Here is a 26,233-nt window from a genome sequence, read left to right on the forward strand (position 1 = left end):
CGTCAACTATAAAGTTGACATTATAAGAGTAGGCCCGGGCCCCAGTTTTCTTCTGCGGCATGCCTCTAAGCAGCAAAGTGCCCGACTTAATGGGTTAATGATCACGAATGACCGTTCATGGCCGCATGCGCTCACTCAAACTTTCACATCACGAAAGCGGATCGCACCATCACATACATCACAATGTATATTTAATATTGCGCTGCTTACATGCGCTAGCCTATGTTTTTTAGGCATACTCCATATAAAATCAAGAATGCAGTAATTATTCAGCCCGCTATAAGAGAAGTCCAAACCGAAGCAATTTTTTGTAGGAGCGCACCAGGGCGCGAAAGCAGTCGCCAGACTGCAGCCGTTAATCGCGCCCGGGTGCGCTCCTACAAAATCGCACCATTTCGCTCTTAATTGCCTTGCCGGCTGAATAGTTACAAGAATGCATTACAACAAAAAAACACCTATCGGCACCTTACGCGGCCTCAACGTTTAAGGATTCGAAGCCCTCGTCGAAAATACAAAACCCATGCTTCCCCGCCCGTTTGGCTTGGTACATCGCGATATCGGCCTGCGACATCAATTGCGAAGGTGAGACGCTGGCGCCGGAATACAGCGCGATGCCAATCGAGGCGCCGAGCGCCAATGTCTGGCCTTCGATCTCAAAAGGCATGCCGATCGCCGCCAGCAATTGCTGCGCGACGTTAATCGCCGTGTCGCGCGCCTCGTCGAGATCAGTCAGCAGGACGACAAATTCGTCGCCGCCAAGACGCGCCACAGTATCGATTTTCCGGCGTCCGTCCAATAAGCACGCGGCGACCCGACGCAGAACAGCATCGCCGGCCGCATGTCCAAATTGATCGTTGATCGGCTTGAAATTATCGAGATCGCAAAACAACAGCGCAAAATACGAACCGTCGCGCTCGGCACGCGCCAATGCTTGCTGCAGGTGATCGTCCAGCATCGCGCGGTTGTATAAACCGGTCAGCGCATCGTGATGCGCCATAAATTCCAGCCGCAGCTCGCTCGCCTTGAGCGAAATTTCCTTTTCGCGCAACCGCAGCACCAGATAATTAAATCCGGCCACCAGATCGCCTACCTCGTCCTGACGCTTGACTGGCAGCGGCGCCAGTTCGCGTTTGCCATCCGCCATTTCGCGCATCGAACCTGCCGCATCCGTGAGCGGGCGCAATATGCGGGGAATCAGCAACATCAATATCGCAATCATCCCGGCCAGAAGCACCAAGGTGCCAGTCCAGATGAAACTACGCATCGCCGCAATCGGCTGAAACACTTCCGCGGTAGGCATGCGTGCGACGACAAACCATCCGGTGCTGTGCACCGTCACCATGGACGCCAGCTCCTGGACACCCTTGAAGTTGATGGTAATGCCGGTGCCGCGGTAACCGGCCATGGCCCGATCGTGCAACAGATTCACGCCGGCGGCTGGGGTCGGCGTTAACACCATGGCCGGGTCGCTGGCGCCGACGAACAGTTTATCGGCCGGTGAAACCAAAAGGAATCCGCCAGTTGCGCCGAGCCGGATGGCTTGCAGGCGATCGAGAAAGCCGGGCATATTGAGCCCAGCCACTCCCGTCAGCACCGCCACCACATGCTTATCGGCGTCGCGCACCGGCGCCGCCATGATCAAGATCGGTTCACCGCTGGCGCGTCCGCGCCGCGGTTTGCTGATCACCGACGCGTCGGCGCTCAGTGCGGCCTGGAACCAGTCGGAATCTGAAAAGAGCAGCTTATCGCGCCCGGCCACCACCGGATATTGCGCCAGCAGGCCGCTGCCATCCGGCCGCAGCACCATCAACCCGCTAAATAAGGGGTTGATTCGCTGCCGTTCCTGAACCCAAAGCGCCAGATTCTCGGGCTGCTGCAGCAGCGCGGGCGGCAGCGCGGCACCCAGTTCGCCGATCAGCGCGCGGCGCGTCCGGATACTATGATCGATGTCGCGCGCGACATAAGACGCAATCGACAATTGCTGCGTCGCCATCAGGTCGCGCAAGAGTCCCTGCGCAAAAGGCAGCGCAACCAACAAGCGCACCAGGACGCCGGCCACGACAAGTAATACGCCGAGCGCGATCATGCGGAACTTCATGCTTTGGAAAATTGACATGGGGCAATGATACCGAAATTGGTTCACGAATATTTTAAGAATTACTGGGGCAGAGTCAAATCAATGCAATAACACCAGTCAGTAGCCAGTCAAGCCAAACCTGAGAGGATGCAGCGCGGCCATGGGCTTGATTTAGCCATATACATGGCAATGTATATTTTATTACGCACTGTTTTAATGCGGATACATCTATATTTTTATGCATACTCCATCTAAAATTTATAATGTGCTGTAACAAGGAAACGACCAAGAGGCCTAACAGAGCCATCGTCGTTTCGCAAAATCGAATCGTGCCATGTTTGTTCAGCCTCAATATAGCGTAATAAATACACAATATATTTGAAGAGCAAGCAGTTGAAGACGCCCGGTTTAATGCGGTCCTAGATATTAGTCCCACAGCAATTAATTAGCGCCGGTCTTCAGGTCGGTGAAGCTAGCCTTTATATCCCATTCGAGGGCGCGGTTTTAAACCGGAGCGTGTTTTACGATAAAAATAAACAGGAGAAATCATGCAAGATCAATCCACGGCTGCTGGCATTTATACACTGGGTAGCGAGAGTCGAAACGCTGGTTTTGACGGCAACAGTTCCGGAGTGTCGTGGGGCGCTGTGCTGGCCGGAGCGGCCGCCGCTGCCGCCTTGTCACTCGTGCTATTCATCCTGGGAGTCGGGCTTGGCTTGTCGGCGGTTTCGCCCTGGTCGTATAACACGGCAACGATGGGCAAATCGACCATCCTCTGGCTCGCGTTCAGCCAGCTTGCCGCTGCCGGCATCGGCGGTTATCTGGCGGGGCGCTTGCGCGTCAAATGGGCCAGCATTCACACCGATGAAGTGTATTTCCGCGACACCGCGCACGGCCTGCTGGCGTGGGCGATAGCCACTTTGGTGATGGCAATTTTCCTGGCAGGCACGGTGCGCGTCATGGTTAGCGGTGCCATCGATGCCGCTGCCGCTGCGGGCACAACCGTTGCTGCCAACGCCGGCAGCGATACGCAGGACGCTGGTGCTGGTGCAGTTGGCTACTTTTCCGACATGCTGTTGCGCACCGAGCAGCCCACGCCTACGCCCGATAATGCCGCCACGCGTGCCGAGATTGTGAAGATTTTCGCCCATGATCTACACGCCGGCACCGGCACCCTCGCCGCTGACGACAAGCAATATCTCTCGCGCCAGGTCGTCCGCCGCACCGGGCTGGCGCAATCGGACGCCGACAAGCGGGTCGACGAGGTCTACACGCGCCTGAGCAAGGTGACAGCCGACGCCAAGGCCGCTGCAAAAACAGCCGCCGACAAGGCGCGCAAGGCCGCCGCGTACTCGGCGCTATGGATGTTTGTTGCATTACTGCTGGGCGCTTTTTTCGCCAGCGTGATGGCGACCTTTGGCGGCAAGCAGCGCGACAGCGTGCAAGGGGCAGCGCGGGCCGCTAAAAGCTGACGCGCAAACCCATCGTTCCCAACTCAGGAGATCTCTATGCGCTCTATCCTGTTATTGCTTCTCGGCGTCCCAATTCCCATCATTATTCTGATTGCGTTATTGCATTAAGCCGACCCGCAAACGTGTAGGGCAGGTGCAACCCGCGGCGAACCGTATTGAGTGCACCCGCCCTACTTGCCTAATATTGCGTAAGTCCTATATCCCATTCCTGCGAGGTATATCTCATGGTTAAACGTAAAAAGTCAACGCCGTCGATCGCCGGTGCCGGTTCAATTTTAAGTACAGTTTCCGGTCCTTCGGCTGCCGAACCGCCTGACAGCCTGGGCAGCACAGAAGCGGCGCCCAATCATCTGCTGGAAAAGGTCGTGGCCGGGCAGGCGCTGTCGGCGCAAATGCCATACAACCCCACCAAGTCCGGCGAATATGGCGATGCTGCGCGTACACCGCAACCGGGCGCAAACGCCCAACCGGCCAGGGATTCGGCCACAGCTTCCACCGCCACTGAAATCAACCCGTCGCCGAAAGTGGGCGCGGGGCAGCCTTTGACCGGCAGCAATCCCGCCGCCGCGCCGCTGGACCGGATGCGGGTCGATGCCGGCGGCCAAATGCTGACGACCAATCAGGGCGTGACAGTGGCCGACAACCAGAATTCGCTGAAGATCGGACTGCGCGGGCCGACCGCGCTGGAAGATTTCATCCTGCGCGAGAAGATCACCCATTTCGACCATGAGCGGATTCCCGAGCGCGTGGTGCATGCGCGTGGTTCGGCGGCCCACGGCTATTTCGAATCCTATAAAGACCTCGGCGACCTGACCCGCGCCGCGCCATTTTCCAAGGCAGGCAAGCGCACCCCGGTGTTCGTGCGTTTTTCCACCGTGGCCGGCGAGCGCGGCTCGGCCGATACCGTGCGCGACGTGCGCGGTTTCGCGGTCAAGTTTTACACCGACGAAGGCAACTGGGATCTGGTCGGCAATAACATGCCGATCTTTTTCATCCAGGACGCGATGAAATTTCCCGATCTGGTGCACGCGGTCAAACCCGAAGCGCATAACGCGATACCGCAGGCGTCCAGCGCCCACGATACGTTTTGGGATTTCATGTCGCTGATGCCGGAGACGGCCCACATGATGATGTGGATTATGTCGGACCGTGCGATCCCGCGCAGTTTGCGCATGATGCAAGGCTTTGGCGTGCATACGTTCCGGCTGGTGAACGCGCAGGGCGCATCGGTATTTTGCAAATTCCACTGGAACCCGATCGCCGGCACCCATTCGCTGGCATGGGATGAAGCGGTGAAAATCGCCGGGGCCGATGGCGATTTTCACCGGCGCGATTTGTGGGAGGCAATCGAGGCCGGCGCTTATCCGGAATGGGAATTAGGACTGCAGATTTTTTCCGAGGCAGAGGCTGAAAAATTCAGTTTCGACGTGCTCGATCCGACCAAAATCGTGCCCGAAGAATTGGTGAAAGTGGTGCCGGTGGGGAAAATGACACTCAACCGTAACCCCGATAATTTCTTCGCCGAGACCGAGCAAGTGGCGTTCTGCACCGCGCATGTGGTGCCGGGCATCGACTTCACCAACGATCCGCTGCTGCAGGGCCGCATCCATTCGTATATCGACACCCAGATCAGCCGTCTTGGCGGTGCGAATTTCCACGAAATTCCGATCAACGCGCCGCTCGCGCCGGTGTTCAACAATCAGCGCGACGGCATGCATCGGCAAGCCATCCATCGCGGCCGCGCCAATTACGAGCCGAACTCGCTCGGCGGCGGTTGTCCGTTCCAGGCCGGCATGCAGGGTTTCACCAGCTTTCCGCAACCGATTGCGGCGGACAAGGTACGCGGCAAAGCCGAATTGTTCGCCGACCACTATTCGCAAGCGCGGCTGTTCTGGAATAGCCAGAGCCCGATCGAGCAGGCGCACATTACTTCAGCCTTCCGCTTCGAACTGACGCGGGTGCAAACGCCGGCGGTGCGCCAGCGCGTGGTGTCGATGCTGGTAAACGTGAATCCGGCACTGGCCGCCGGCGTGGCGCAAGGGCTGGGGATCGAGGTGCCCAGCGCGATGCCGCTGGCGTCCGAGTTGCCGATTCCCGAATACGCGCTATCGCCGGCACTATCGCTGCTGTTCCGCCCGGGCCAGATGGGCATCCGCACCCGGCGCGTTGCGGTGCTGGTGGCGGCAGGCGTGGATGGCGCAACGGTGCAAGCCGTCTACGCGTCCCTGCTGGCCGACGGCGCGGTGCCGCGCTTGGTCGGCAGCCAGCTCGGCAAGGTTGCAACCAGCGACGGCAATAGCCTCGACGTCGAAATCTCGCTCGAAACCGGGCCGTCGGCGCTATACGACGCGGTGGTGGTGCCGGATGGCGCGGCGGCAGCCAAAGCCTGGACGCTGGACGCCCACGCGCTGGATTTCGTGCGGGATCAATACCGGCACGGCAAGCCGATGCTGGTGATCGGCAGCGGCACGGCGCTGCTGGAAAAAGCGGGGATTCCGGCCACCTTGCCGGACGGCAGCGCCGATCCTGCGCTGATCGGCACCAAGAGCGAGACGCTGGCGCAGGCGCTGGTTGCGTTCAAATCCGCGCTGGCCAGGCATCGCGCGTTCGAGCGCGAGACTAATCCGCCGCGGGTCTGATGGAGAATGAATGTTGGACTGCGCTGCACGCAGCGCCAACCTGCCAATTTCGTATTTAAAGGTAACTGTTCGGTCGTATATCAATAAAAAGTGCAGTAGCGTGGTTTTTGTAGGAGCGCACCCGGGCGCGACCGGATTGCAAATAGCTACCGGTGGTCGCGCCCGGGTGCGCTCCTACAGAAGCTGCTTCGATTAGATGTCTCCCCTAGCGGGCTGAATAATTACAAAAGTACTGCAACAAAAAAGCGACCATGAGGTCGCTTTTTTGTTGCGGTGTAATCCGTTCAAACCCGTTTTTAAACTCGCTTATCGCACTCGATCAGCGCATATGCCTGATGGTTGTGGATCGATTCGAAATTCTCGGCTTCCAGCGTGTAGGCCAGCACCGATGGTTCCCGATTGAGCATGCCAGCCACGTCGCGCACCAAATCTTCGACGAATTTCGGATTGTCGTAAGCGCGTTCGGTGACGTATTTTTCATCTGGGCGCTTGAGCAAGCCGTACAGTTCGCAGGAAGCCTGCGCCTCTACTTTGGCGATCAGCTCGTCAATTTGCAACTCGCCTTCCAGCACGGCGGAAATGGTGATGTGCGAGCGCTGGTTGTGGGCGCCGTAGGCCGAGATTTTCTTCGAGCACGGGCACAGGCTGGTGACCGGCACCATTACTTTTAGCGATACTTCGGCGACGCCGTTCTTGATCTCGCCGCTGAAACCGACTTCGTAATCCATCAGGCTTTGCACCCCGGAAATCGGCGCAGTCTTGTTGACGAAATACGGGAAAGTAAGTTCGATATGGCCAGCGTCGGCTTCCAGCAAGGTCATCATGCGCTGCATCAGATCGCGGAACATCGCCACATCGAGGCCGCCGCGCTGCGCTGCATCCAGCCCTTCAATCAAGGCGATGAAGCGCGACATGTGCGTGCCCTTCTGGTGCTCAGACAAATGCACATACATGTTCCAGTTGCCGATCGTAGCCTGGACCCCTGCCGAGGTTTTTACTGCTACCGGGTAGCGCACGCCTTTGACGCCGACGCGCTGGATTGCAATGTGCCGGGTATCGGGCGTGCTCTGGACATCGGGAATGCTAGTCATAGGATCGTCATGAGTATTCATCAAAAACCTTTATGTTGGCGTGCAAGCGCGCAGCTTGCACGCTTCCACTTAGATATTATTTAATTGCAATCGACTGCGGTATCGACTGTGGTACCCGCTGCTGCGCCGGCTGCAAAATATGTTCAAAACGCTGCTGTATCGATGCCTTGATGCCATCTGCGTCGAGGCCGCACAACGTCAGCAATTGCGCGCTATCGCCATGATCGATGAAGCGGTCCGGCAAACCCAGCATCAACATTGGTTTGACTATGCCGGCAGCCGCCAGCGCTTCAGCCACCGCAGACCCGGCGCCGCCCATGATCGCGCCCTCCTCGATCGTCACCAGCGCATCATGACTAGCAGCCAATTGCAGCACCAGTTCGGCATCGAGCGGCTTGACGAAACGCATATTGGCGACGGTTGCATCCAACGCCTCCGCCGCTAGCAGGCTTGGCGCCACCATGCTGCCGAACGCAAGTATGGCAATGCTTTTTCCAGTACGTTGGATTTCACCTTTGCCGATTGGTATCGTGCCCAATGCCGGAGATACTGCGGCACCGATACCGGCACCGCGCGGATAGCGCACTGCTGCCGGACCATTATATTGGAAAGCGGTGGTGAGCATCTGACGGCACTCATTTTCGTCTGACGCGGCCATTACGACCATATTCGGAATGCAGCGCAGATAGACCAGATCGTAATTGCCGGCGTGGGTGGCGCCGTCGGCACCGACCAAGCCGGCCCGGTCGAGCGCAAAAGTCACGTTCAAGTTTTGCAGCGCGACATCGTGAATCAGTTGGTCGTAACCGCGCTGCAGGAAAGTCGAATAAATCGCCAGCACCGGCTTCATGCCTTCGCACGCCATGCCGGCGGCGAAAGTTACTGCATGTTGCTCGGCGATGCCGACATCGTAATAGCGCTTCGGAAACAGTTGCTCGAAGCGCACCATGCCGGAGCCTTCGCGCATGGCCGGCGTGATGCCGACCAGGCGCTGATCGACAGCGGCCATGTCGCACAGCCAGTCGCCGAACACCTGGGTATAAGTCAGCTTGCCGGCAACCGCCGGTTTAATGCCTATCTCCGGGTTGAACTTGCCGGGGCCGTGATACAGCACCGGATCGGCTTCAGCCAGCTTGTAGCCCTGGCCTTTTTTGGTGACCACATGCAAGAACTGCGGCCCTTTCAGTTTTTTCAAGTTTTGCAGGGTCGGGATCAGCGCGTCCAGATCGTGGCCGTCAATCGGGCCGATGTAATTGAAACCGAATTCCTCGAACATGGTGGCCGGCATGATCATGCCTTTGGCGTGTTCCTCGAAACGCTTGGCTAGTTCCAGCATCGGTGCCGGCAGCACGGTCTTGCCGACTTGCCGGGCGGCCGCATAAAACTTGCCCGACATCAGGCGCGCCAGATAGCGGTTCAAGGCGCCGACCGGCGGTGAAATCGACATGTCGTTGTCGTTCAGGACTACCAGCAGGTTGATGTCGTCGTAGATGCCGGCGTTGTTCATCGCCTCGAACACCATGCCGGCAGTCATTGCGCCGTCGCCGATGACCGCAATCGCATGCCGGTCTTCGCACTTGGTACGGGCCGCCAGCGCCATCCCGAGCGCGGCTGAAATCGAGGTCGACGAATGGGCGGTGCCGAAAGTATCGTAAATGCTTTCATCGCGGCGCGGGAAGCCGGAAATCCCGTTCAATTGACGCAGCGAGTGCATCCGCTCACGCCGCCCGGTCAGGATTTTGTGTGCGTAGGTTTGGTGGCCGACATCCCAGACGATCCGATCTTCCGGCGTATTGAACGCGTAATGCAGCGCAATCGTCAGCTCGACCGTGCCCAGATTGGAGGATAAATGGCCGCCGGTTTTGGATACCGAGTCGATGATGAAGTGGCGTAATTCATCGGCCAAAGGTCTGAGCTGCGCACGCGTCAATTTCCGCAAATCTGCGGGGCTGTCTATCTGTTTGAGTAGGTTCATACTAGGTTTTCCGCTGCACGATCAGGTCCGCCAGTTCACGTAACCGCTGTGCGTTGTCTCCGAAAGGCAGGAGCGCTGCATGCGCATCCTGCCGTAATTGTTCCGCCAACACCAAAGATGCATCCAGCCCCAGGATCGAGACATAGGTCGGCTTGTTGTCGGCCGCATCCTTACCAGCAGTCTTGCCCAAAGTGGCCGAATCGGCAGTGGCGTCGAGGATGTCGTCGACCACCTGGAACGCCAGCCCGATGGCGGCGGCAAAACGATCCAGCGCCTGCTCTTCTGCGGCTGTCAGCAGCTTGCCCGCCAGCGCGCCGAGCAACACGGCTGCGCGCAGCAAGGCGCCGGTTTTCAAGCGATGCATCTGTTCCAGTTGATGCCGTGACAGATGCAGGCCGACGCTGGCCAGGTCAATGGCTTGACCGCCGCACATGCCCAGCGAACCGGATGCCTGTGCCAACAAACGCACCATCGCCAGCTTGCAACTGGCGTCGCCGGCACCTTCAGCCAGCACCAGAAATGCCTGCGCCTGCAACGCGTCGCCCGCCAGCAAGGCCGTAGCCTGACCGAATTTGACATGCACGGTAGGTTTGCCGCGGCGCAGCGCATCGTCGTCCATGCACGGCATGTCGTCATGCACCAGCGAATAGGCGTGCATCATTTCGACGGCGGCGGCGGCGCGCTGCAATTGCTGTTGCCCGGCTGCGAACAATTCGCCGGCCGCGAATGCCAATAGAGGGCGGACCCGTTTGCCGCCATCCAGCACAGCGTAGCGCATGGCTTGATGCAACACTTCGGGCGCGCTGGTGTCGGCCGGCAAAAAGGACGACAGCGCCTGCTCCATCGATGCCTGCACTGAATTCATCCAAACACTGAAAGGTTGCACAGGAGCTTGCACAACGGGTTTCATCGCTACTTTGCCAGCGTCCGCCATCTAGGCATCCCTCACAGCGTCGGCATCGGTATCGGACACAAAGGGTTTCAGCATTTCGCCTTGCAGCACCTTGACCTGGTTATCCACCTTGTCGAGTTGCGCCGCGCAATACTTGATCAGCTCCGAACCGCGCTGATATGCGGCTACGGAAGCCTCCAGCGGCAAGCTGCCGGCCTCCATTTGCGCTACCAGCTGCGCGAGTTCTGCCATCGCGTCTTCAAATGAAGCGGGCAGATGGGCGGAAGGCTGTTTTTTGGACATAAGTGATCGAATCAAGCTCTGAATGAATAGGTAATGAACAGATAAGCCGCTATTTTAGAGCAAACCGCCCGCGTTCAACGCGCAGCGAACCACGATCAAGCCTGCAAACCCGCTATTTCTTGAGTGGAATGACTGTCGTGCGCGGCACCGCCACCGCGGTCACCGCATTCTTCGGGCTGCCCGTGATCAGCTTGTCGGAATAGGTCAGGTACACCAGCGTATTGCGTGCGGCGTCGACCATGCGCACCACATGCAAGGTCTTGAAAACCAGCGAACGGCGCTCGGAAAACGCATCTTCCTGGCGCGGCAGCGCTTCCTTGAAGCGAATCGGGCCGACCTGACGACAGGCAATCGACACATCCGACACTTCTTCCGCCACTCCCACCATTCCGGCCACGCCGCCGCGCTCGGGCTTGGAAACGTAGCAAGCCACGCCTTCCACCTTGGGATCGTCGTACGCTTCCACCACCAGTTTGTGCGAGCCCATCAGTTTAAATTCGGTATTGACGCTGCCGATCTGCTGCGCCAGCGCAGTGCCGGACAACAGAACCGAAGAGATGAACAACAATAAAGTTTTATGCATGATGATCGCGCTTTCTGTGTTGAATAAAAATAGTTTCGTAGGATGGATGAAACCCATCACTTTTCAGTTGCTATCAACGCTAATGATGGGTTTCACCCATCCTACTTCCGGCTCGTGCGGCCTTGAAAGTGCGTAAAAAGTGCGCAACATCAGTTACAAGTACTTGCGCAACAGCGGCTCCAGCCTCTCGCGGGTTGCCGCCGGCATCGCTGCCGGCGGCGTCACCAGCGCTTGCGCCAGCGCCTGATGCGCCAGCGACGGCGGCGGATCGGCGGCCAGCCGCCGGATGCATGCGCGCAACACCGCTTGCGCATTCTGCGCGTTATGCATCAAATTGCCGATCGCCATTTCGGCAGTAACTGCCGCATGACTCTGATGCCAGCAATCGAAATCGGTCACCAGCGCCAGCGTCGCGTAAGCGATTTCAGCTTCGCGCGCCAGCCGCGCTTCCGGCATATTCGTCATGCCGATCACCGCAGCGCCCCAGGAACGATATAGCTGAGACTCCGCATAAGTCGAAAACGCCGGCCCCTCGATGCAGAGATACGTGCCGCCGCGATGCAGCGTGGCGCTCGGTAGTTTGCAATCGAAAAAAGCTTGCGCCACCAGATCGGACAATGTCGCGCACACCGGCTGCGCGAAGCTGATGTGCGCCACCGCGCCCTGGCCGAAAAACGAGCCTGCGCGCTGCCTGGTCATGTCGATGAACTGATCCGGCAGCACCATGTCGCGCGGCGTCAAATGCTCCTGCAGCGAACCGACGGCCGACACCGACAGCAGGTAATCGACGCCGAGCTGCTTCATGGCCCAGAGATTGGCGCGAAACGGAATTTCGGACGGCAGCAACGCATGATTGCGCCCATGCCGCGCCAGAAACGCCACCGGCACGCCGTCCAGCAGGCCGGTCAAGATGGCGTCGGAAGGCGCGCCGAACCGGGTTTCGATATGGACTTCCCGCACCTGCTGCAAGCCGGCCATGCTGTACAGGCCGCTGCCGCCGATGATGCCGAAACGGATTTTGTTCATGATGTGTCCAGAGTGTTATTCTGTTATTTAAAGAAACGTATGGAGTATGCTTAAAAAGCATGACTTTACCGCATTCATTCAATGACTTTCAAAAAATACACAATAGCGTATATGGATTGCGCAAAGACCTTCAGCGGCGCGCTGTCAGCAGCGTCTGCCAATCTGGCGGTGATACACACTTCACAAACTCCAGAGCACATACATCATGAATCGTAGCGCAAAAGGCGGCCTCGTATACTCCACCGATGTCGGCCGCACATGTCCCGAATGCCGGCTTGCGCTCGCGGAGTGCGCCTGCAAGGCCAGCGCCAGGGCCGCGCTGGCAGGCGATGGCGCGGTGCGCGTGTCGCGCCAGACCAAGGGCCGGGGCGGCAAGAGCGTGACCCTTATCAAAGGGCTCGCGCTCGATTCTATTGCGCTGGCCGCGCTGGGCAAGCAGTTGCGCACGGCCTGCGGTTCGGGCGGGACGGTCAAGGATGGCGTGATCGAAGTACAGGGCGACCATTGCGAACTCGTCATGGAGGCGCTTAAAAAGCTCGGCCATGGCGCGAAGCGGATGGGCGGCTAGGCATTTGAAATGCATTCACCTGCGACCGAGTCACTGGCCGCAAACGACCCAAAGCAGACTGTCATCGCAGCCGTTCTATATACTATGAAGTCACATTTGGATTAAAAAGATTATGCAATTAACAGCATTAGAAAAGCAGTTAAGTTTTCTAAGAGAAATCGACCGACTGAAGACCGTAGTACGGCAATCACCTCTGCTTGACAAAAGTCGGAAAGAAAATTCTGCCGAGCATTCTTGGCACTTAGCGATGTATGCCTTGCTACTGAATGAGTATGCCTGCGGACCTGTGAATACAAATCGCGTTATACAGATGCTCTTACTGCATGACGTTGTCGAGATAGACGTTGGCGATTTTCCAATCCATAGTGGGTCTTCAAGCGAATTGCAGTCTGAACAAGAATTTAGAGCAGCAGCGCGATTGTTTGGCTTATTGCCACAGCAACAAGGCAACGAACTTTTGGCTTTATGGCAGGAATTTGAGCGTGCAGACACGGAGGACGCGAAGTTTGCGAAGGCGCTCGATCGCTTTCAACCTCTCCTTATAAATGTATTCACGGGTGGAGGCACCTGGACAGAAAACAGCGTTTCACTTGAACAGGTTTTCTCCCGCTATGGTCCCGTCATTAAAAGAGGTGCACCGCTGCTATGGGCCGTGTGTGAGCAATGGGTAACCCAACACTTTGCAGCGCAAGCATCAGGAATGCCGAAGCAAGCTAGTTGAGCATAAGGACAGGGCAATTATGAATGACTCGCTATGCGTACTTTGGTTGCGAGAAGAAGTACTTGTAGCGACTGGGCCTGTCCCAATGGGCTGTCCGCTTCTGGCCGGAAAGCCGCCGGTGAAGCATCGCTGGCTTCCCGCCAACCTTTGACAAGCTCAAACATGCATAGTCTCATCCAGTATCGACTTGATGTGGAGTATGCATAAAAACCATGCATTTACCGCACGATTCAATTGACTTATAAAAAATACACAATAGTGTATATATTTCAACGCAAAACCGCGTCAGGCAGCGCCAAACGCCGGCAGCGTCACATCGACCCGCACTCCGCCCAACCCACCTTTCGGCACAATTGCAAGGCTGCCGCCATACAGGACCGCGATTTCTTCGACGATTGCCAAACCCAGGCCGAAGCCGACTTGCGCTTCATCGAGTCGTTCGCCGCGCTGGCGTGCCAGCGTGCTGGCGACTTCATCCGGCATGCCGGGGCCGTCATCCTGTATCCGGATGCTGATCCGGGCTTTAGGATCGGCATCGGCCTGCGGACATAACCCGATCTCGACCAGACACAGCGAGTGCGCCCATTTGATCGCGTTTTCCATCAGATTGCCGAGCAGTTCGATCAAATCCTGGCGATCGATTGCGGCTTGCAGCGCTGCATCGCCTTTGACCACGATCTCGATCTGCGGCGCAATCCGGCGCAGGGCGGCGGCAACTTCCTGCGCAATCGCCAGCGGCGTGGCGCCGGTCTGCGCACTGTGCGCGGCGCTGCGGGCTGAGATGCGGGCGCGCGCCAAATGGTAAGCCACCGTGCGATTCAGTAGCGCAATTTGCTGCTGCGCCAGCGTCAAGTCCGGCGTACTGCTGGCGAGCGCATTGGTGACTACCGTGAGCGGCGTCTTCAGCGCATGCGCCAGATTGCCGACGTAGCAACGGGCGCGCTCGACGGCTTGATGATTCTCCGCCACCAGCGCATTGATCTCAGCGAACAACGGCGCAATTTCATCCGGCGCGTTCTCCGCCAGCCGTGCGTTCTGGCCGCGACGTATCGCGTGCAGCGCATTTTTAGCCTGGCGCAAGGGCCGCAATCCGGCAATCACGATCACGCATACGCCGGCCACCAGCAGCGCGCCGAGCGCAGTCAGGCCAAACAGCAGGCTGCGCCGCAGGCTGGCAATTTCGCGTTCGGTATTTTCCTGCGCAACCGCGACTTGCACCCACACCGTTTGCTTGAAATCCGGCAGCGTGATGGCGCGAGCCAACAGCCGCACATCTTCATTGCGCGGGCCTTTGATGGTGCTCCACTGCGAGCCGCTATTATTAGCGCTGTTGTTATTGTTGGACTGCGGCGATGGCAGAATTTCGTCCCACAAGGATTTGGAACGCAGCAGATTGCCGGCCGCAGTGATTTGCCAGTAGACGCCGGACAGCGGCTGATCGAACTCGGGCGTGGGCAAACTGTGCGGCAACTGGATCAGGCCGCGCGCATCGAATTCGACATTCGCGGTGACCGCGTCATGCAGGGCCGAGATCCTGGCGTCGGCGGCGTTCTGCAACTGGCGCGTGGTGGTCTGGTTCACATATAAACCGACCACCGTCAAGCCCAGCACCACCCATAGCGCGGACAGAATGGCGAGGCGCAGCGTGATGGATTTCATTGTGATGCCGACGTGTTAGACCACATTAGGCAACATTAGAAATCGGCAGCACCAGCCGGTAACCCTGGCCGCGCAGGGTTTCGATCTTGTCGTCCCCGAGCTTCTTGCGCAGGCGCGCCACCAGCACTTCCAGGGTATTGCTGTCGCGGTCGAAATCCTGGCTATACAGATGCTCGGTCAGTTCGGTTTTCGAAATCGGGCGGCCGGCGTGGTGCGCCAAATAGGCCAGCAAGCCGTATTCCATCGCGGTCAGCCGCACCGGAGAACCGGCCAGACTGACGCTTTGCGTGACGGTATCCAACTGCAAATCACCGACCACAATCGTCGCACTGGCGCGGCCCTGGGTGCGCCGCACCAGCGCATTGATGCGCGCCAGCAGCTCGGCCATCACAAATGGCTTGACCAGATAATCGTCGGCACCGGCATTCAGACCATCGACCTTGTCGGTCCAGGCGTCGCGCGCAGTCAGAATCAAAACCGGCATCGTGTGCCCATCCTGACGCCACTGGCGCAGCACGGATAAGCCATCGAGTTGCGGCAAGCCCAAATCCAGAATCACGGCGTCATAAGGTTCCGATTCGCCCAGGAATTTGCCTTCGCACCCGTCCGCCGCCTGATCGACCGCATAGCCCTGCTCCAGCAAAACGGTCTTGATTTGCCGGGCGATTTCAATATTGTCTTCCACTATCAGCACCCGCATCAGCGCTTCTCCTGTACCTGGCCCTTGGCGCCGATGATGCGGCCCGTTTGTGCATTGATTTTCAGTTTATAGACGCGGCCATTTGCCGGCAGCAACTTGAGTTTGTAGACCCAGATTTCATCATAGCGCTCCAGTTCGGTCTTGACCACCCGGCCCACATAGCGCTGCTCGACCTGGTTCAGGATTTCGGCCAAAGGTTTGATGTGCCCGGCGGCCATGGCGGCGCGGGCCAGGTCGTGCTCTTCACGCTCGTCATCATGATCGTCAGCCTGCAGGCCGCCGGAGGCGAACGCGATTAACACACTAAATAAAAGAAATCGAAATATTTTCATATACCCAAGCATGGCAACGCAAACATGAACTGTAGCTGAATGAAGCGATAAGCGCCGGTTCAGCAGCAGGTGATTAGCATCCTGCCATGGCTTGCACATCCCGTCGCCGGCCGCCATTGAATTTGGAGAAAAAAATGCAAAAAACCCTGTTACTGATGGCGATGATGCTCGGCACACCCGCTTGGGCAGCAAGTCCGCAAGAAATGATGCAGCCGTATCAAGCCGCTCCCGGCAAACCGTCGGTGCAGCGCGGCCAGCAATTTTTCACCAGCAAGCACGGGCGCGAATGGAGTTGCGCCAGTTGCCATAGTGATGTCCCGAATAAAACCACCCAGCACATTGTGACCGGCAAAAGCATCCTGCCGCTGGCACCGGCGGCGAACGAAAAACGCTTCACCGACGCCGCCAAATCCGAAAAATGGTTCAAGCGCAATTGCAAAGACGTGCTGGCCAGGGAATGCACCTCGCAGGAAAAAGTCGACATCATCGCCTGGCTGCTGACCATCAAATAAGCAATTCAATAAACAACTAACCAGGACCCCATCATGCATAAAATCACCCGCCTGATCATCACCGGCAGTTGTGCCGCGCTGCTATCGGCCTACGCGTTGGCCGATAACGTCGGCATGCCCAACAGCATGCCGAAATCCTATACAGCCGAATGCGCCAGTTGCCATATCCCGTATGCGCCGGGCTTGCTGCCGTCGAAATCCTGGCTGGGCATCATGCACTCGCTGGACAAACATTACGGCACCGATGCCAGCATCGATGCGAAGTCGGTAACCGAGATTTCCGCCTGGCTGGACAAATATTCGGCCGGCTCGCGCAAATTTGCCGAGTCGTCGCCCGACAACCGCATCACCAGCAGCGCTTGGTTTGCCCGCAAGCATCGCAAAATCGGCGATGCGGTCTGGCTGCGCACCGCGATCAAGGGTCGCGCCAACTGCTCGGCTTGCCATACCCAGGCGGCACAGGGCGATTTCGATGATGACAACGTCAGGATTCCGAAATGAAACCGCAACCCGCCGACCTGACCCTGCATCAGAATTCTGAAATGAAAGTGCAAAAGCCAGCCTTGGTGTGGGATTTGCCGACCCGCGTCTTCCATTGGTCGCTCGCGCTCTCTTTTCTGGGCGCATGGCTGACCTCGGAAAGCGAGCGCTGGCAGCTCTGGCATCTCAGCTTCGGCTATTCGATGGCGCTGCTGATTGCGTTTCGCCTGATCTGGGGCCTGATCGGCACGCGCTACGTCCGCTTCAGCCAGTTTGTGCGCGGACCGGCGGCAGTGATCACGTATTTTCGCTCCTGGCTGCAACGCCGGCCGGCCCATTATGTCGGCCACAATCCGGCTGGTGCGCTGGCGATTCTGGCAATTCTGAGCGTAACCGCGGTGTTGGTCGCCAGCGGTTACGCCAGTTACACGGAAATCGGCGGCGACTGGCTGTCCGAGGTCCATGAAACCTTGGCGAATCTGTTAATGGCAATCGTCGCGATCCATATTGCAGCCGTGATCCTGACTTCGCTGGCGCACCAGGAAAATCTGGTGCGCGCGATGTTGACCGGCAAAAAAATCGTTGCCGCAGGCGAACAAATCCGCACCGCCAAGCCGCTGCTGGCGCTGGTTTTGGTGGGCTTGCTGGCGGGGTTGTGGTGGTTTATGTTTTTTGCGTGATGCTGGCAGCCAGACATTTGAATTTAGCCTTGACATGCCTGGACTGCGTGTCGAGCTTCGCAAACCATACTCTCGTAGGGGCGGGTTCCAAACCCGCCCTTTCACCGTCAAAGTGCAGGGCGGGTTTGGAACCCGCCCCTACTGGCGGATAGACCTGCGCTTCACGTCTTTAAGCGCACGCTTAAATGCTTTCAGATCACGCGTTGAGAACAGTCGATTGCGGCCTAGCGCGCCACTTGGTTTGACTTTGCCATCATGCACATAGCGCTGGAATGTGGATATGGAAATTTCCAGGTATTCGGCAGCTTCCTGAGCGGTAAATTCAGCGTTGGCCAGATGCCCGAATACTTGCTCATGGTTCAGATTTTCATCACGAAATGCATTGATGGACAGCAGCGTAAAAAAGCGGGCGCGCTCGTTCACAGGCATCGTTTTTAGATCTTGGAAAAGTTCTTCGGCTGTCATCGTACTCATCTTGCTATCCTTCCGACTTCAAATACCGTTTGAGGTCATCGTAAAAATTCTCATGTACACCCAATTGGTAAAAATCGATCATCAGTAATTCAACCTTTACAACTTGGTGGCGCTGCTCCTCCGTTGGCGGCCGATAAGCCACCAGATATTCCTGGCGATTGAATGCAAACTTATAGACCCGAATTCCCGCCAGGTCGCCGCCTTTTGCCTCTCCTATGTCTGGATTGGCGCATACGTCCTCGACCGCATCTTCAATCGCGAGCTGCAACGGTTTATGTGCTTTTTTGACATACTGGCTAAATGGGCGTTTGTAATTAGGCTGCATGAATCAATATTAGTTCAAATATGAATCGAAATCAATTCAATATAATGAATTTTCCGGCAACCGGCGTTGCGCGCTGCGATGCCAGCTTCCCGACCACAAAACCGCACCATTTGTAAAATCTCTCAGCCAGCCCAGCTCGGCTACACTATCGGCTTTGCGATTTGCGCAAACGATTCTTACCTGAATCTCGCTTAATTCGCGCCGCCACCTCCACTTTTTTCCCGGCCCTACCCTATGCAATCACTCTGGATGCTGTGCGCCACTTTTCTGTTCGCCATCATGGGCGTCTGCGTCAAGCTCGCGTCAGACTTGTATTTGACTTCTGAAATCGTGATGTTTCGCGGCTTGATCGGTGTCCTGTTCATGCTGGCGCTGGTGCGCTTGAATGGCGGCACGCTGCGCACTGCGCTGGGACGCGAGCATCTGTGGCGCGGCGTGGTTGGGGTGATCGCGTTCTGGTGCTGGTTTTATTCGTTCAGCGTACTGCCGCTGGCGATGGCGGTCACGCTCAATTACACCGCGCCGATCTGGCTTGCTGTGATCCTGTTTGCAATCGGCTGGTGGCGCGGCAAGACGCATCTGGAGTGGGGCTTTGCGGTGGCGATTGCGGCCAGCTTTGCCGGCGTGGCGCTGCTGCTGCAACCCACCATCCATGCCGACCAGTGGGTCGGCGGCGTGTTTGCGCTGGTCTCCGGCATGCTCTCTGCGCTGGCCTATTTGCAGGTGCGCCGGCTGGGATTGATGGGCGAACCCGAGTACCGGGTCGTGTTCTATTTTTCGCTGATTGGCTTGAGCGCCGGCTTGTGCGGCACGCTCATCATGAGCCCGTCAGCGCTGCTGCAAACGCATAGCGGCCGCGGGATCGCACTGCTGCTGGGCGTAGGCATCTGCGCCACAATCGGCCAGGTCGCCATGACGCGCGCCTACCGGCTCGGCAATACGCTGGTCACCGCCAACCTGCAATACAGCGGCATCGTGTTTTCCAGCCTGTGGGGCATCCTGATCTGGGGCGATATGCTGGGGCTCAATAGCTGGATCGGCATCGCGGTGATCCTGATCAGCGGCATCAGCGCCACTTATTACAATGCCCGCAATGCCACCGATGCCCGTAATGCTACATTGGCGGCAGACGCAGAAACCATTGCGAACGACCCGGAAACCATCAACCCCAGGAGCGCCTGATGTCATTTACTACCGCATTCACCACCCTGATCACCGCCACCGAACTGGCGCAATGCCTGGCGCAAGCCCGACCCGACAACAACTGGGTCGTGCTGGATTGCCGCCACGACCTCGCCCATCCCGAAGCAGGGCGCAGTGCCTATGCCGCCGGCCATCTGCCGCAAGCGCAATTCGCGCACCTCGACTGCGATCTGGCCGGCCCCAAGACCGGCCACGATGGACAATTCTGCGGCCGCCACCCGTTGCCGGAGCGCGACGTATTCGTGGAAACGCTACGCAACTGGGGCATTGATAATGACACCCAAGTAGTCGCCTACGACGCCAGCGGCGGCATGTTCGCGGCACGCTTGTGGTGGATGCTGCGCTGGGTCGGGCACGATGCGGTCGCGGTGCTTGACGGCGGCCTGCCCGCCTGGCAACAGGCCGGCCACCCGCTGACCACCACCGCGCCGGCGCTGCGACGCGGCACGCTCACCGCCCGCGCCACGCTGACCGCCAGCGTAGACGCTGCCGCCGTGCTGACCAATCTAGCCAGCGGAGCGCGCACGGTACTGGACGCCCGCTCGCCGGACCGTTTCCGCGGCGAAAACGAAACCCTGGACGCGATTGGCGGCCATATTCCCGGCGCCAAAAACCGCTTCTTCAAGGACAACCTGCAAGCCGACGGCAGCTTCAAACCGGCGGCCCAATTGCAGGCCGAATTCGCCGCCCTGATCGACACCCCGCAAACGACCATCTCCCAATGCGGTTCCGGCGTCACTGCCTGCCACAACCTGCTGGCAATGGAAGTCGCCGGCCTGTCCGGTGCGGCGCTGTATCCCGGCTCCTGGAGCGAATGGTGCGCCGACCCAGCGCGTCCGGTGGCGACTGGCGGGTAGACATACTATTATTGGTATTTTTATTCGCCGCTTTTCTTATATGCGGAAAATTGCATATTTTTTCATATACTCCTGATATTTAATTAATATCCCTGAAAAAATATCGAATATGCCAATGTTGATGTAATGCATTTCTTGCGCCGTCTCGCGCTGCCCTTATCGTCACTGCGAGAGATATCTGCCGTACAGAAGTGTGGTTTTTAAGTGACAGGATGTTTGCTGCGCCCGTCTGGCGGGGATGTATCATACGCCCCTGACCCGCGCAGAATAATCCTCACTAAACCTCACTCAACTATCTATATGCGGGAAGAAAAATCATTATATTTTTGGTTCAAGGCAGCGCTGGCAGGCACGCTATTGATTGCACTCGTCGTCGTTGGATTGCTGACAGTGCAGGAAATGCGCACTTCGGCTTATCAGGCGCGCTTTTTTGCCTCACTGGCGCAGAAGATGACGTATGCGGTCGGACCCGGCCCCAGTCCGTCGATCCGGTTCCCGCAGAAAACACCGTATGACGAGCGCCTCGGCTATTCCGAATTACCGACTTTGATCGGCAATCTGCAAAAGCACGACTTCGAAATCATGCAGCAGGCCCGGATCTCGCCGCGCATGGCGCAGTTGGTCGACGACGGTTATTTCGCCCCGTATCCGGAGAAACTCCAGAGCGGCCTGACGATTTTCGACTGCCACAACGAGCGTTTGTTTGCGGAGCGCTATCCGCAGCGGGTCTTCAAGAATTTTGACGAACTGGCGCCGACTCTGATCGATAGTCTGCTGTTCATCGAGAACCGCGAATTGCTCGATGTGCGCTATCCGAAGCGCAATCCGGCGGTGGAATGGGATCGGCTGGCAATCGCGTCGTTCAATCAAGCCTTGCAGAAGGTCGGCGGTACCGGCAAAGCCGCCGGCGGCAGCACGCTGGCGACCCAGATCGAAAAATACCGCCACTCTCCCGACGGACGCACCGCCTCGATTGAGGACAAGCTGCGCCAGATGGTGTCAGCCTCGTTGCGCGCTTACCAACAGGGCGAAGACACCCGCGCGGCGCGGCGTCAGATCGTGGTCAATTACATGAATACCATGCCGCTCTCGGCCCGGCCCGGCTTCGGCGAAGTGCATGGCATCGGCGACGGTTTGTGGGTCTGGTACGGGCGCGACTTCGCCGAGGTGCAGCGCATCCTGAAATCCGGTCCGACCGGCGACCAAGCCGAGCAGGCGCTGCTGTACAAACAGGCGCTGAGCCTGCTGATCTCGCAACGCCGGCCGTCCTATTATTTCAACGGCAAAGAAGCCGAACTGGAGCAGTTGACCAACAGTTATCTGCGCTTGCTGGGCAGCGTCGGCGTGATTCCACCGGCGCTGCGGGATGCGGCGCTGGGGGCGAAGCTGAACCGGAATCCGAGCCGGGACGCAGCGCCCGCGTTTTCCTTCATTACGCGCAAGGCGGCCAACACGGTGCGCACGCATCTGGCCGGCTTGCTGGGCGGCAGCCGCCTGTACGATCTGGACCGGCTCGATGTCAGCGTGGCCAGCACGCTGGACGCGCCGGTGCAGGCGGCGGTCGCCGATTTGCTGCGCGGCTTGCGCCTGCCGGCCAACGCCGCAGCGGCCGGACTCGACAGCAAGAATTTACTGGGGCGCGGCGATCCGGCCAATGTGGTGTACAGCTTCACCCTTTACGAGCGCGGCTTGAGCGCCAATATGCTGCGGGTGCAGACCGATAATTTCGACCAGCCGCTCAATATCAACGAAGGCACCAAGCTCGACCTCGGCTCGACCGCCAAACTGCGCACGCTGCTGACTTATCTCGACATCATCGCCAATCTGCACCAGCGCCTGGCGCCGCTGGAGAATGCGCAATTGCGCGCGCAGGAAGTGGACCCCAAAGACGTTCTGACGCGCTGGGCGGTCGATTATATGGCCAGCGCACAAGACAAGAACCTGAGCCCGATGCTGGCTGCAGCGCTGGAGCGGCGCTATTCGGCCAGCCCGGCGGAAGGGTTTTATACCGGCGGCGGCCTGCACCATTTTGATAACTTCCAGCACGCCGACGACAGCCGTGTGATGTCGGTGCGCGACGCCTTGCGCAATTCGATCAACCTGGTGTTCATCCGCCTGATGCGCGACGTGGTGCATCACTATATGTTCCAGATCCCCGGCTCCACCGCCAAGCTGCTGCACGACGCCGACGATCCGCGCCGGGCCGAATATCTGGCCCGCTTCGCCGACCGCGAAGGGCAGGTATTCATGCGCCGCTTCCTGGTCAAATACCAGGGCAAGACCGCGCAGCAGGCCGAGGATGTGCTGCTGGAAGACGTGCGTCCGAGCGTGTCGCGGCTGGCCGCCATCTTCCGCACCATTTTGCCGGATGCGCCGGCCGATCAGTTTGCCGCCTTTCTGAAGAACCAGCTGCCGCCCGAAACCGATCTGGGCGAAAAAAGAATCGCCACGCTGTATCAGCAATACGCGCCGCAAAACATGTCGCTGGCCGACCGCGGCTATCTGGCCCGGATTCACCCGCTGGAATTGTGGCTGGTCGGCTATCTGCGCAACCATCCGGGCGCGACCCAGACCCAAGTCATGCAAGCCAGCGCCGAGCAGCGGCAGGAAGTGTACGCATGGCTGTTCAAGACCCGGCGCAAGAATAAGCAGGACACGCGAATTCTGAATCTGCTCGAAGGCGAAGGTTTTCTGGAAGTGCACCGGCAATGGGCGCGCCTCGGTTATCCGTTCGACACCATGGTGCCGTCCTATGCCTCGGCGCTGGGAGCGTCGGCCGATCGTCCGGCGGCGCTGGCGGAATTGATGGGAATCATCGTCAACGATGGCGTCAGAAAGCCGGATCTGCGCATCAAATCGCTGCATTTCGCCGCCACGACGCCGTATGAAACCTTGCTGCAACACAAATCAGGGGCGGCGGAACAAGTGCTGGCGCCCGAAGTGGCGCAAGCGGTGCGCGGCGCGTTGCGGCTGGTGGTGGAAGACGGCACCGCCAAACGGGTCCGGGGAGCATTCATCCGGCCCGACGGTAGCAGCATCCCGGTCGGCGGCAAGACCGGCACCGGCGACCACCGCTTCGACACTTACGGCGCGCACGGCCAGTTGATTTCATCGCGGGTGGTGAACCGCACCGCCACCTTCGTCTTCAACATCGACGAGCGCTTCTTCGGCACCATCATCGCCTACGTAGCCGGCCCGCAAGCGGCCGATTACGATTTCACCAGCGGCTTGCCGGTGCAACTGCTGAAAGTGCTGGCGCCGCGGCTGCTGCCCTTGATCAATGCAGCGCCAGACGGAGCCAGCGCTTGCGTGCATTGAGGCTGGGATGTTGCAGTAGGGGCGGGTTCCAAACCCGCCCTCGTAGTTTGGCGGAGAAAGGGCGGGTTTGGAACCCGCCCCTACTGGCTGGCAGCGCCGTAGGTGCGAATTTATTCGCATCAGCTTTCACATTGAATCGCTAAGTGTGCGAATAAATTCGCACCTACAAGCTAATGGCTTTCCAGTGGGGATAATCGCCAATATTTTTCACTTGCCACAGTGAGCGCAACCCAACCCACAAATTTAAAAAATTCATGAGTATAGGTAAAAACATGCCATTTACCGCATGCATATAGCGCGGTTTTAAAAATACTTTTGTCTGTATATTAATTAACCCGGTCGATGCGCTCCAGCGTTTGTTCGATGAAATCGCTATCGGCCTCGGAAAAGCGCAGCCGCACCGGATACCAGTCGCGCGTGGGCGCCAGCCAGATGTCGAGTTGCTGTTCCTTAGAATCGGCCGGCGGCATTTTAAGTACATGCATCGCTTGCAGCGTGCCGAGCGGCGTGTCGATGGCTTCTTTCCCGATCACCTTGAAGCTCCAGGCTTGTGCATCGTGCTGCCCGGCGACGAAAAACCGCCATTGCGATCCGGCCTTGAACTTGTTCGGTGCGCCGCGCGCGACCGCTACCAATTGCCAGATTGCGCTGGTGCGGTCCTGTTCGCCGCCTTTGAGCGGGTAACTAAGCTCGGATTCGGTGAAGCGGATGACCTTGTTTTGACGGTCGAAGCTGGTGGTGGTGAGCGGCTTGCGAAAGCGTTTTTCGGTCGATTGCAGCGGCGCCAGGCCAAATGCATCAATCGCGCCGCTGCTGCCGGCGTCCAGAATCCGCCCCAGAATCGCGGCCTCGGTCTGGGTGCTGATGCTGTATTGCCGATCCTGGGCGCGCCATTCGACGTTGGCCTTGCCGCTCAGGGAAATGCCGCTCTGCCTGGCTTTGATGCCGTAGAACAAGTCGGCGGAAGGCGCCAGGTTGGTGGCATAACGCTTGACCGGATGCTCGGGCAGCGGCTGCGCTGTGGCTGTGGCCGTGGCAGCAGCGCAGCACAAGCACAGGGCCAGCAAGTTGGAGTAGGTATGGCGCAACATATTTATTGTTCCTGTGGGTTGGTAGAGGGTGGCGCGATCTGCTCGATGACCGAGGCGGCCATGTCGAGGTAATCGCCATTATTTTCGGTATAGCGCAGCCGGACCGGATACCACTGATTCTGCGGCGCCAGCCAGATGTCGATCTTCTGCTCAAACGAAGCGGCGCGCGGTTGCCGCACCAGATGCCATGCCTGCATCTGACCCGCCGGCAACTGGATCTGTTCCAGTCCGATGACGCGGATAGGCCAGGTTTCGGCGTCGCGCACGCCGGCCACCATGACCTCGATCTGCGCCCCGGGCGCGAACAGGCTGCTATCGCCGCGGCCCAAAGCGGCCAGTTGCCAAATGATGCTGGCCCGATCCTGCTCGCCGCCCTGACGCGGATACGTCAGGGTGGAAGCGGAAAAGCTGACGACCTTCGGTTCGCGCCGGAAGTGGGTATTGGTGGCCGACTTGCGGAAGCGTTTTTCGGTATACAACAGCGGCGCCACGCCGAAGCTATCGAGCGCGCCTTCGCTGTGGAATTCCAGTACGGTAAAGAACAATACGCTGGCTTCGCCGTTGACGGTATAGGCATTGCCATCGGTATTCCAGGCGATTTTGCCGCTGCCGTAGACGGCCTTGCCATCCTTCTTCGATTGCACCTCGTATTTGATCAGCACCGGCGGCGGCGGGTCGATTGCCTGCTGCAATGCGGCGGCGGACTTGGTGTCGGATTCGGCGATAGATTCGGATTCAGCGTCGGGCCCAGTGCGCGCTGCCGCCACATCGTCCGGCGTCAGCACGATGGCGGGCTCGATGCTGCTGCCCGGCACTTCCATGCCGGCCATCGCATCCGCCAATGCTGTTGTCTCAACTGGGATGGTCTCTGGCGGGGCGACCGCGCTCATTGCCGGCGCGCTCGGGATGGCGTCTGCCGGCTTGGACGCCGGTTGATGCTTTGGTTTTGGCGTCGTCTTAACGGCCGGCTTGCGCACTGCGCGTGGCGGCGCTACAGAAGCCGGCGTCGGCGTCTGACGCAAGTGCAATTGCGCGGTGACGACGTTATGCGACGGTGGTGGCGCAGTTGGCGTGGGAATGCCAATCTGCCAGCCGGCCTGATTCAACACCATCCCATGCAGCAAGACAGAGGCAAGCAGCAGGGCAAGCCAGCGTTTTGGCTGGGCTGATGGCGCTGAATGGATGGATTTCGTCATCCCGCAAGTGTATATGCTGGCAGCCGGAAGCGCAGTGCAACATATTTTGGTCAGCGCGT

At 58.5% G+C, this 26,233-nt stretch carries 24 protein-coding genes; 10 read left to right on the plus strand and 14 right to left on the minus strand.

What is annotated here, in order from left to right; all coding sequences use genetic code 11:
• Positions 1-466 precede the first annotated feature (466 nt).
• Positions 467-2,116 (minus strand): sensor domain-containing diguanylate cyclase, encoded by a 1,650-nt coding sequence (locus KGFNPO_RS14955; protein ID WP_472632027.1) that lies wholly within the window; start codon positions 2,114-2,116, stop codon positions 467-469.
• 509 nt (positions 2,117-2,625) lie between these two features.
• Here KGFNPO_RS14955 and KGFNPO_RS14960 point away from each other — a divergent pair.
• Together KGFNPO_RS14960 and KGFNPO_RS14965 are read left to right on the plus strand one after the other, a co-directional pair.
• Positions 2,626-3,549, plus strand: coding sequence for a hypothetical protein (locus tag KGFNPO_RS14960; RefSeq protein ID WP_472632028.1), 924 nt, complete (start codon positions 2,626-2,628; stop codon positions 3,547-3,549).
• 224 nt (positions 3,550-3,773) lie between these two features.
• A complete protein-coding gene (locus tag KGFNPO_RS14965) occupies positions 3,774-6,188 on the plus strand; it encodes a catalase (protein WP_472632029.1) in 2,415 nt (804 codons plus the stop codon).
• A 296-nt stretch (positions 6,189-6,484) separates the two neighbouring features.
• Here the strand turns inward: KGFNPO_RS14965 and folE2 are convergent, their stop codons facing one another.
• From folE2 to KGFNPO_RS14995, 6 genes are all read right to left on the minus strand, one after another.
• Entirely contained in the window at positions 6,485-7,300 is an 816-nt protein-coding gene (folE2, locus tag KGFNPO_RS14970; RefSeq protein ID WP_472632030.1) for a GTP cyclohydrolase FolE2, read from the minus strand.
• Positions 7,301-7,355: 55 nt separating this feature from the next.
• A complete protein-coding gene (dxs, locus tag KGFNPO_RS14975; RefSeq protein WP_472632032.1) occupies positions 7,356-9,254 on the minus strand; it encodes a 1-deoxy-D-xylulose-5-phosphate synthase in 1,899 nt (632 codons plus the stop codon).
• Position 9,255: 1 nt separating this feature from the next.
• Positions 9,256-10,119: a polyprenyl synthetase family protein gene (locus tag KGFNPO_RS14980; protein WP_472632033.1), complete on the minus strand. Its 864-nt coding sequence runs from the start codon at positions 10,117-10,119 to the stop codon at positions 9,256-9,258.
• 69 nt (positions 10,120-10,188) lie between these two features.
• The gene (locus KGFNPO_RS14985; RefSeq protein ID WP_472632034.1) at positions 10,189-10,449 is read right to left on the minus strand and encodes an exodeoxyribonuclease VII small subunit; all 261 of its coding nucleotides are present in this window, start codon (positions 10,447-10,449) and stop codon (positions 10,189-10,191) included.
• A gap of 112 nt (positions 10,450-10,561) precedes the next feature.
• Positions 10,562-11,032 carry a CreA family protein gene (locus tag KGFNPO_RS14990; protein ID WP_472632035.1) on the minus strand — a complete coding sequence of 157 codons (471 nt, stop codon included), beginning with the start codon at positions 11,030-11,032 and terminating at the stop codon, positions 10,562-10,564.
• Between the two features lie 153 nt (positions 11,033-11,185).
• Positions 11,186-12,058 carry an S-methyl-5'-thioadenosine phosphorylase gene (locus tag KGFNPO_RS14995; RefSeq protein ID WP_472632036.1) on the minus strand — a complete coding sequence of 291 codons (873 nt, stop codon included), beginning with the start codon at positions 12,056-12,058 and terminating at the stop codon, positions 11,186-11,188.
• Between the two features lie 205 nt (positions 12,059-12,263).
• Between KGFNPO_RS14995 and KGFNPO_RS15000 the strand changes: the two genes are divergently transcribed.
• Together KGFNPO_RS15000 and KGFNPO_RS15005 are read left to right on the plus strand one after the other, a co-directional pair.
• Positions 12,264-12,626, plus strand: coding sequence for a translation initiation factor Sui1 (locus tag KGFNPO_RS15000; protein WP_472632037.1), 363 nt, complete (start codon positions 12,264-12,266; stop codon positions 12,624-12,626).
• A gap of 112 nt (positions 12,627-12,738) precedes the next feature.
• Positions 12,739-13,347 (plus strand): HD domain-containing protein, encoded by a 609-nt coding sequence (locus tag KGFNPO_RS15005; RefSeq protein WP_472632038.1) that lies wholly within the window; start codon positions 12,739-12,741, stop codon positions 13,345-13,347.
• Between the two features lie 285 nt (positions 13,348-13,632).
• Here the strand turns inward: KGFNPO_RS15005 and KGFNPO_RS15010 are convergent, their stop codons facing one another.
• The 3 genes from KGFNPO_RS15010 to KGFNPO_RS15020 are packed head-to-tail and all read right to left on the minus strand — an operon-like array spanning position 13,633 to position 16,008.
• On the minus strand, positions 13,633-15,006 hold the full coding sequence (locus KGFNPO_RS15010) for a sensor histidine kinase (RefSeq protein WP_472632039.1): 1,374 nt from the start codon (positions 15,004-15,006) through the stop codon (positions 13,633-13,635).
• 25 nt (positions 15,007-15,031) lie between these two features.
• Positions 15,032-15,706 carry a response regulator gene (locus KGFNPO_RS15015; protein WP_472632040.1) on the minus strand — a complete coding sequence of 225 codons (675 nt, stop codon included), beginning with the start codon at positions 15,704-15,706 and terminating at the stop codon, positions 15,032-15,034.
• Positions 15,706-16,008, minus strand: a complete 303-nt coding sequence (locus KGFNPO_RS15020; protein WP_472632041.1) for a PepSY domain-containing protein — start codon at positions 16,006-16,008, stop codon at positions 15,706-15,708. Before KGFNPO_RS15020 ends, KGFNPO_RS15015 begins: the two co-directional genes overlap by 1 nt.
• A gap of 164 nt (positions 16,009-16,172) precedes the next feature.
• Between KGFNPO_RS15020 and KGFNPO_RS15025 the strand changes: the two genes are divergently transcribed.
• From KGFNPO_RS15025 to KGFNPO_RS15035, 3 genes are read left to right on the plus strand one after another with little or no spacing between them, the layout of a single operon-like run.
• Positions 16,173-16,550 carry a DUF1924 domain-containing protein gene (locus KGFNPO_RS15025; RefSeq protein WP_472632042.1) on the plus strand — a complete coding sequence of 126 codons (378 nt, stop codon included), beginning with the start codon at positions 16,173-16,175 and terminating at the stop codon, positions 16,548-16,550.
• Positions 16,551-16,583: 33 nt separating this feature from the next.
• Positions 16,584-17,051 carry a diheme cytochrome c gene (locus tag KGFNPO_RS15030; protein WP_472632043.1) on the plus strand — a complete coding sequence of 156 codons (468 nt, stop codon included), beginning with the start codon at positions 16,584-16,586 and terminating at the stop codon, positions 17,049-17,051.
• Positions 17,048-17,710, plus strand: a complete 663-nt coding sequence (locus KGFNPO_RS15035; RefSeq protein ID WP_472632044.1) for a cytochrome b/b6 domain-containing protein — start codon at positions 17,048-17,050, stop codon at positions 17,708-17,710. The genes KGFNPO_RS15030 and KGFNPO_RS15035 overlap by 4 nt, the downstream gene beginning before the upstream one ends.
• A gap of 138 nt (positions 17,711-17,848) precedes the next feature.
• On the opposite strand, the gene KGFNPO_RS15040 is transcribed toward KGFNPO_RS15035, so the two are convergent.
• The gene (locus KGFNPO_RS15040) at positions 17,849-18,175 is read right to left on the minus strand and encodes a helix-turn-helix domain-containing protein (RefSeq protein ID WP_472632045.1); all 327 of its coding nucleotides are present in this window, start codon (positions 18,173-18,175) and stop codon (positions 17,849-17,851) included.
• 13 nt (positions 18,176-18,188) lie between these two features.
• Complete coding sequence (locus KGFNPO_RS15045) at positions 18,189-18,509, minus strand: type II toxin-antitoxin system RelE/ParE family toxin (protein ID WP_472632046.1); 321 nt, start codon at positions 18,507-18,509, stop codon at positions 18,189-18,191.
• Between the two features lie 234 nt (positions 18,510-18,743).
• Between KGFNPO_RS15045 and KGFNPO_RS15050 the strand changes: the two genes are divergently transcribed.
• The 3 genes from KGFNPO_RS15050 (at position 18,744) to KGFNPO_RS15060 (ending at position 23,887) form a co-directional block, all read left to right on the plus strand.
• A complete protein-coding gene (locus KGFNPO_RS15050; protein WP_472632047.1) occupies positions 18,744-19,691 on the plus strand; it encodes a DMT family transporter in 948 nt (315 codons plus the stop codon).
• Positions 19,691-20,569 (plus strand): sulfurtransferase, encoded by an 879-nt coding sequence (locus KGFNPO_RS15055; RefSeq protein WP_472632048.1) that lies wholly within the window; start codon positions 19,691-19,693, stop codon positions 20,567-20,569. The genes KGFNPO_RS15050 and KGFNPO_RS15055 overlap by 1 nt, the downstream gene beginning before the upstream one ends.
• A gap of 300 nt (positions 20,570-20,869) precedes the next feature.
• A complete protein-coding gene (locus KGFNPO_RS15060; RefSeq protein WP_472632049.1) occupies positions 20,870-23,887 on the plus strand; it encodes a transglycosylase domain-containing protein in 3,018 nt (1,005 codons plus the stop codon).
• 326 nt (positions 23,888-24,213) lie between these two features.
• On the opposite strand, the gene KGFNPO_RS15065 is transcribed toward KGFNPO_RS15060, so the two are convergent.
• A complete protein-coding gene (locus KGFNPO_RS15065) occupies positions 24,214-24,978 on the minus strand; it encodes a DUF3108 domain-containing protein (protein WP_472632050.1) in 765 nt (254 codons plus the stop codon).
• Between the two features lie 2 nt (positions 24,979-24,980).
• A complete protein-coding gene (locus KGFNPO_RS15070; RefSeq protein ID WP_472632051.1) occupies positions 24,981-26,174 on the minus strand; it encodes a DUF3108 domain-containing protein in 1,194 nt (397 codons plus the stop codon).
• Between the last annotated feature and the right edge of the window lie 59 nt (positions 26,175-26,233).

It is taken from the genome of Gelidimonas diazotrophica (genome assembly GCF_055694025.1).

What these genes read in the sequence shown, in the direction of transcription:
- KGFNPO_RS15030 (WP_472632043.1), top strand. Translation starts at nt 16,584, where the DNA reads ATGCATAAAATCACCCGCCTGATCATCACCGGCAGTTGTGCCGCGCTG.
- KGFNPO_RS14960 (WP_472632028.1), top strand. Translation starts at nt 2,626, where the DNA reads ATGCAAGATCAATCCACGGCTGCTGGCATTTATACACTGGGTAGCGAG.
- KGFNPO_RS15000 (WP_472632037.1), top strand. Translation starts at nt 12,264, where the DNA reads ATGAATCGTAGCGCAAAAGGCGGCCTCGTATACTCCACCGATGTCGGC.
- folE2 (WP_472632030.1), bottom strand. Translation starts at nt 7,300, where the DNA reads ATGAATACTCATGACGATCCTATGACTAGCATTCCCGATGTCCAGAGC.
- KGFNPO_RS14995 (WP_472632036.1), bottom strand. Translation starts at nt 12,058, where the DNA reads ATGAACAAAATCCGTTTCGGCATCATCGGCGGCAGCGGCCTGTACAGC.
- KGFNPO_RS15055 (WP_472632048.1), top strand. Translation starts at nt 19,691, where the DNA reads ATGTCATTTACTACCGCATTCACCACCCTGATCACCGCCACCGAACTG.
- KGFNPO_RS15040 (WP_472632045.1), bottom strand. Translation starts at nt 18,175, where the DNA reads ATGACAGCCGAAGAACTTTTCCAAGATCTAAAAACGATGCCTGTGAAC.
- KGFNPO_RS15035 (WP_472632044.1), top strand. Translation starts at nt 17,048, where the DNA reads ATGAAACCGCAACCCGCCGACCTGACCCTGCATCAGAATTCTGAAATG.
- KGFNPO_RS14965 (WP_472632029.1), top strand. Translation starts at nt 3,774, where the DNA reads ATGGTTAAACGTAAAAAGTCAACGCCGTCGATCGCCGGTGCCGGTTCA.
- KGFNPO_RS14985 (WP_472632034.1), bottom strand. Translation starts at nt 10,449, where the DNA reads ATGTCCAAAAAACAGCCTTCCGCCCATCTGCCCGCTTCATTTGAAGAC.
- KGFNPO_RS14990 (WP_472632035.1), bottom strand. Translation starts at nt 11,032, where the DNA reads ATGCATAAAACTTTATTGTTGTTCATCTCTTCGGTTCTGTTGTCCGGC.
- KGFNPO_RS14980 (WP_472632033.1), bottom strand. Translation starts at nt 10,119, where the DNA reads ATGAATTCAGTGCAGGCATCGATGGAGCAGGCGCTGTCGTCCTTTTTG.
- KGFNPO_RS15050 (WP_472632047.1), top strand. Translation starts at nt 18,744, where the DNA reads ATGCAATCACTCTGGATGCTGTGCGCCACTTTTCTGTTCGCCATCATG.
- KGFNPO_RS15060 (WP_472632049.1), top strand. Translation starts at nt 20,870, where the DNA reads ATGCGGGAAGAAAAATCATTATATTTTTGGTTCAAGGCAGCGCTGGCA.
- dxs (WP_472632032.1), bottom strand. Translation starts at nt 9,254, where the DNA reads ATGAACCTACTCAAACAGATAGACAGCCCCGCAGATTTGCGGAAATTG.
- KGFNPO_RS15065 (WP_472632050.1), bottom strand. Translation starts at nt 24,978, where the DNA reads ATGTTGCGCCATACCTACTCCAACTTGCTGGCCCTGTGCTTGTGCTGC.
- KGFNPO_RS15015 (WP_472632040.1), bottom strand. Translation starts at nt 15,706, where the DNA reads ATGCGGGTGCTGATAGTGGAAGACAATATTGAAATCGCCCGGCAAATC.
- KGFNPO_RS15005 (WP_472632038.1), top strand. Translation starts at nt 12,739, where the DNA reads ATGCAATTAACAGCATTAGAAAAGCAGTTAAGTTTTCTAAGAGAAATC.
- KGFNPO_RS15025 (WP_472632042.1), top strand. Translation starts at nt 16,173, where the DNA reads ATGCAAAAAACCCTGTTACTGATGGCGATGATGCTCGGCACACCCGCT.
- KGFNPO_RS15070 (WP_472632051.1), bottom strand. Translation starts at nt 26,174, where the DNA reads ATGACGAAATCCATCCATTCAGCGCCATCAGCCCAGCCAAAACGCTGG.
- KGFNPO_RS14955 (WP_472632027.1), bottom strand. Translation starts at nt 2,116, where the DNA reads ATGTCAATTTTCCAAAGCATGAAGTTCCGCATGATCGCGCTCGGCGTA.
- KGFNPO_RS15045 (WP_472632046.1), bottom strand. Translation starts at nt 18,509, where the DNA reads ATGCAGCCTAATTACAAACGCCCATTTAGCCAGTATGTCAAAAAAGCA.
- KGFNPO_RS15010 (WP_472632039.1), bottom strand. Translation starts at nt 15,006, where the DNA reads ATGAAATCCATCACGCTGCGCCTCGCCATTCTGTCCGCGCTATGGGTG.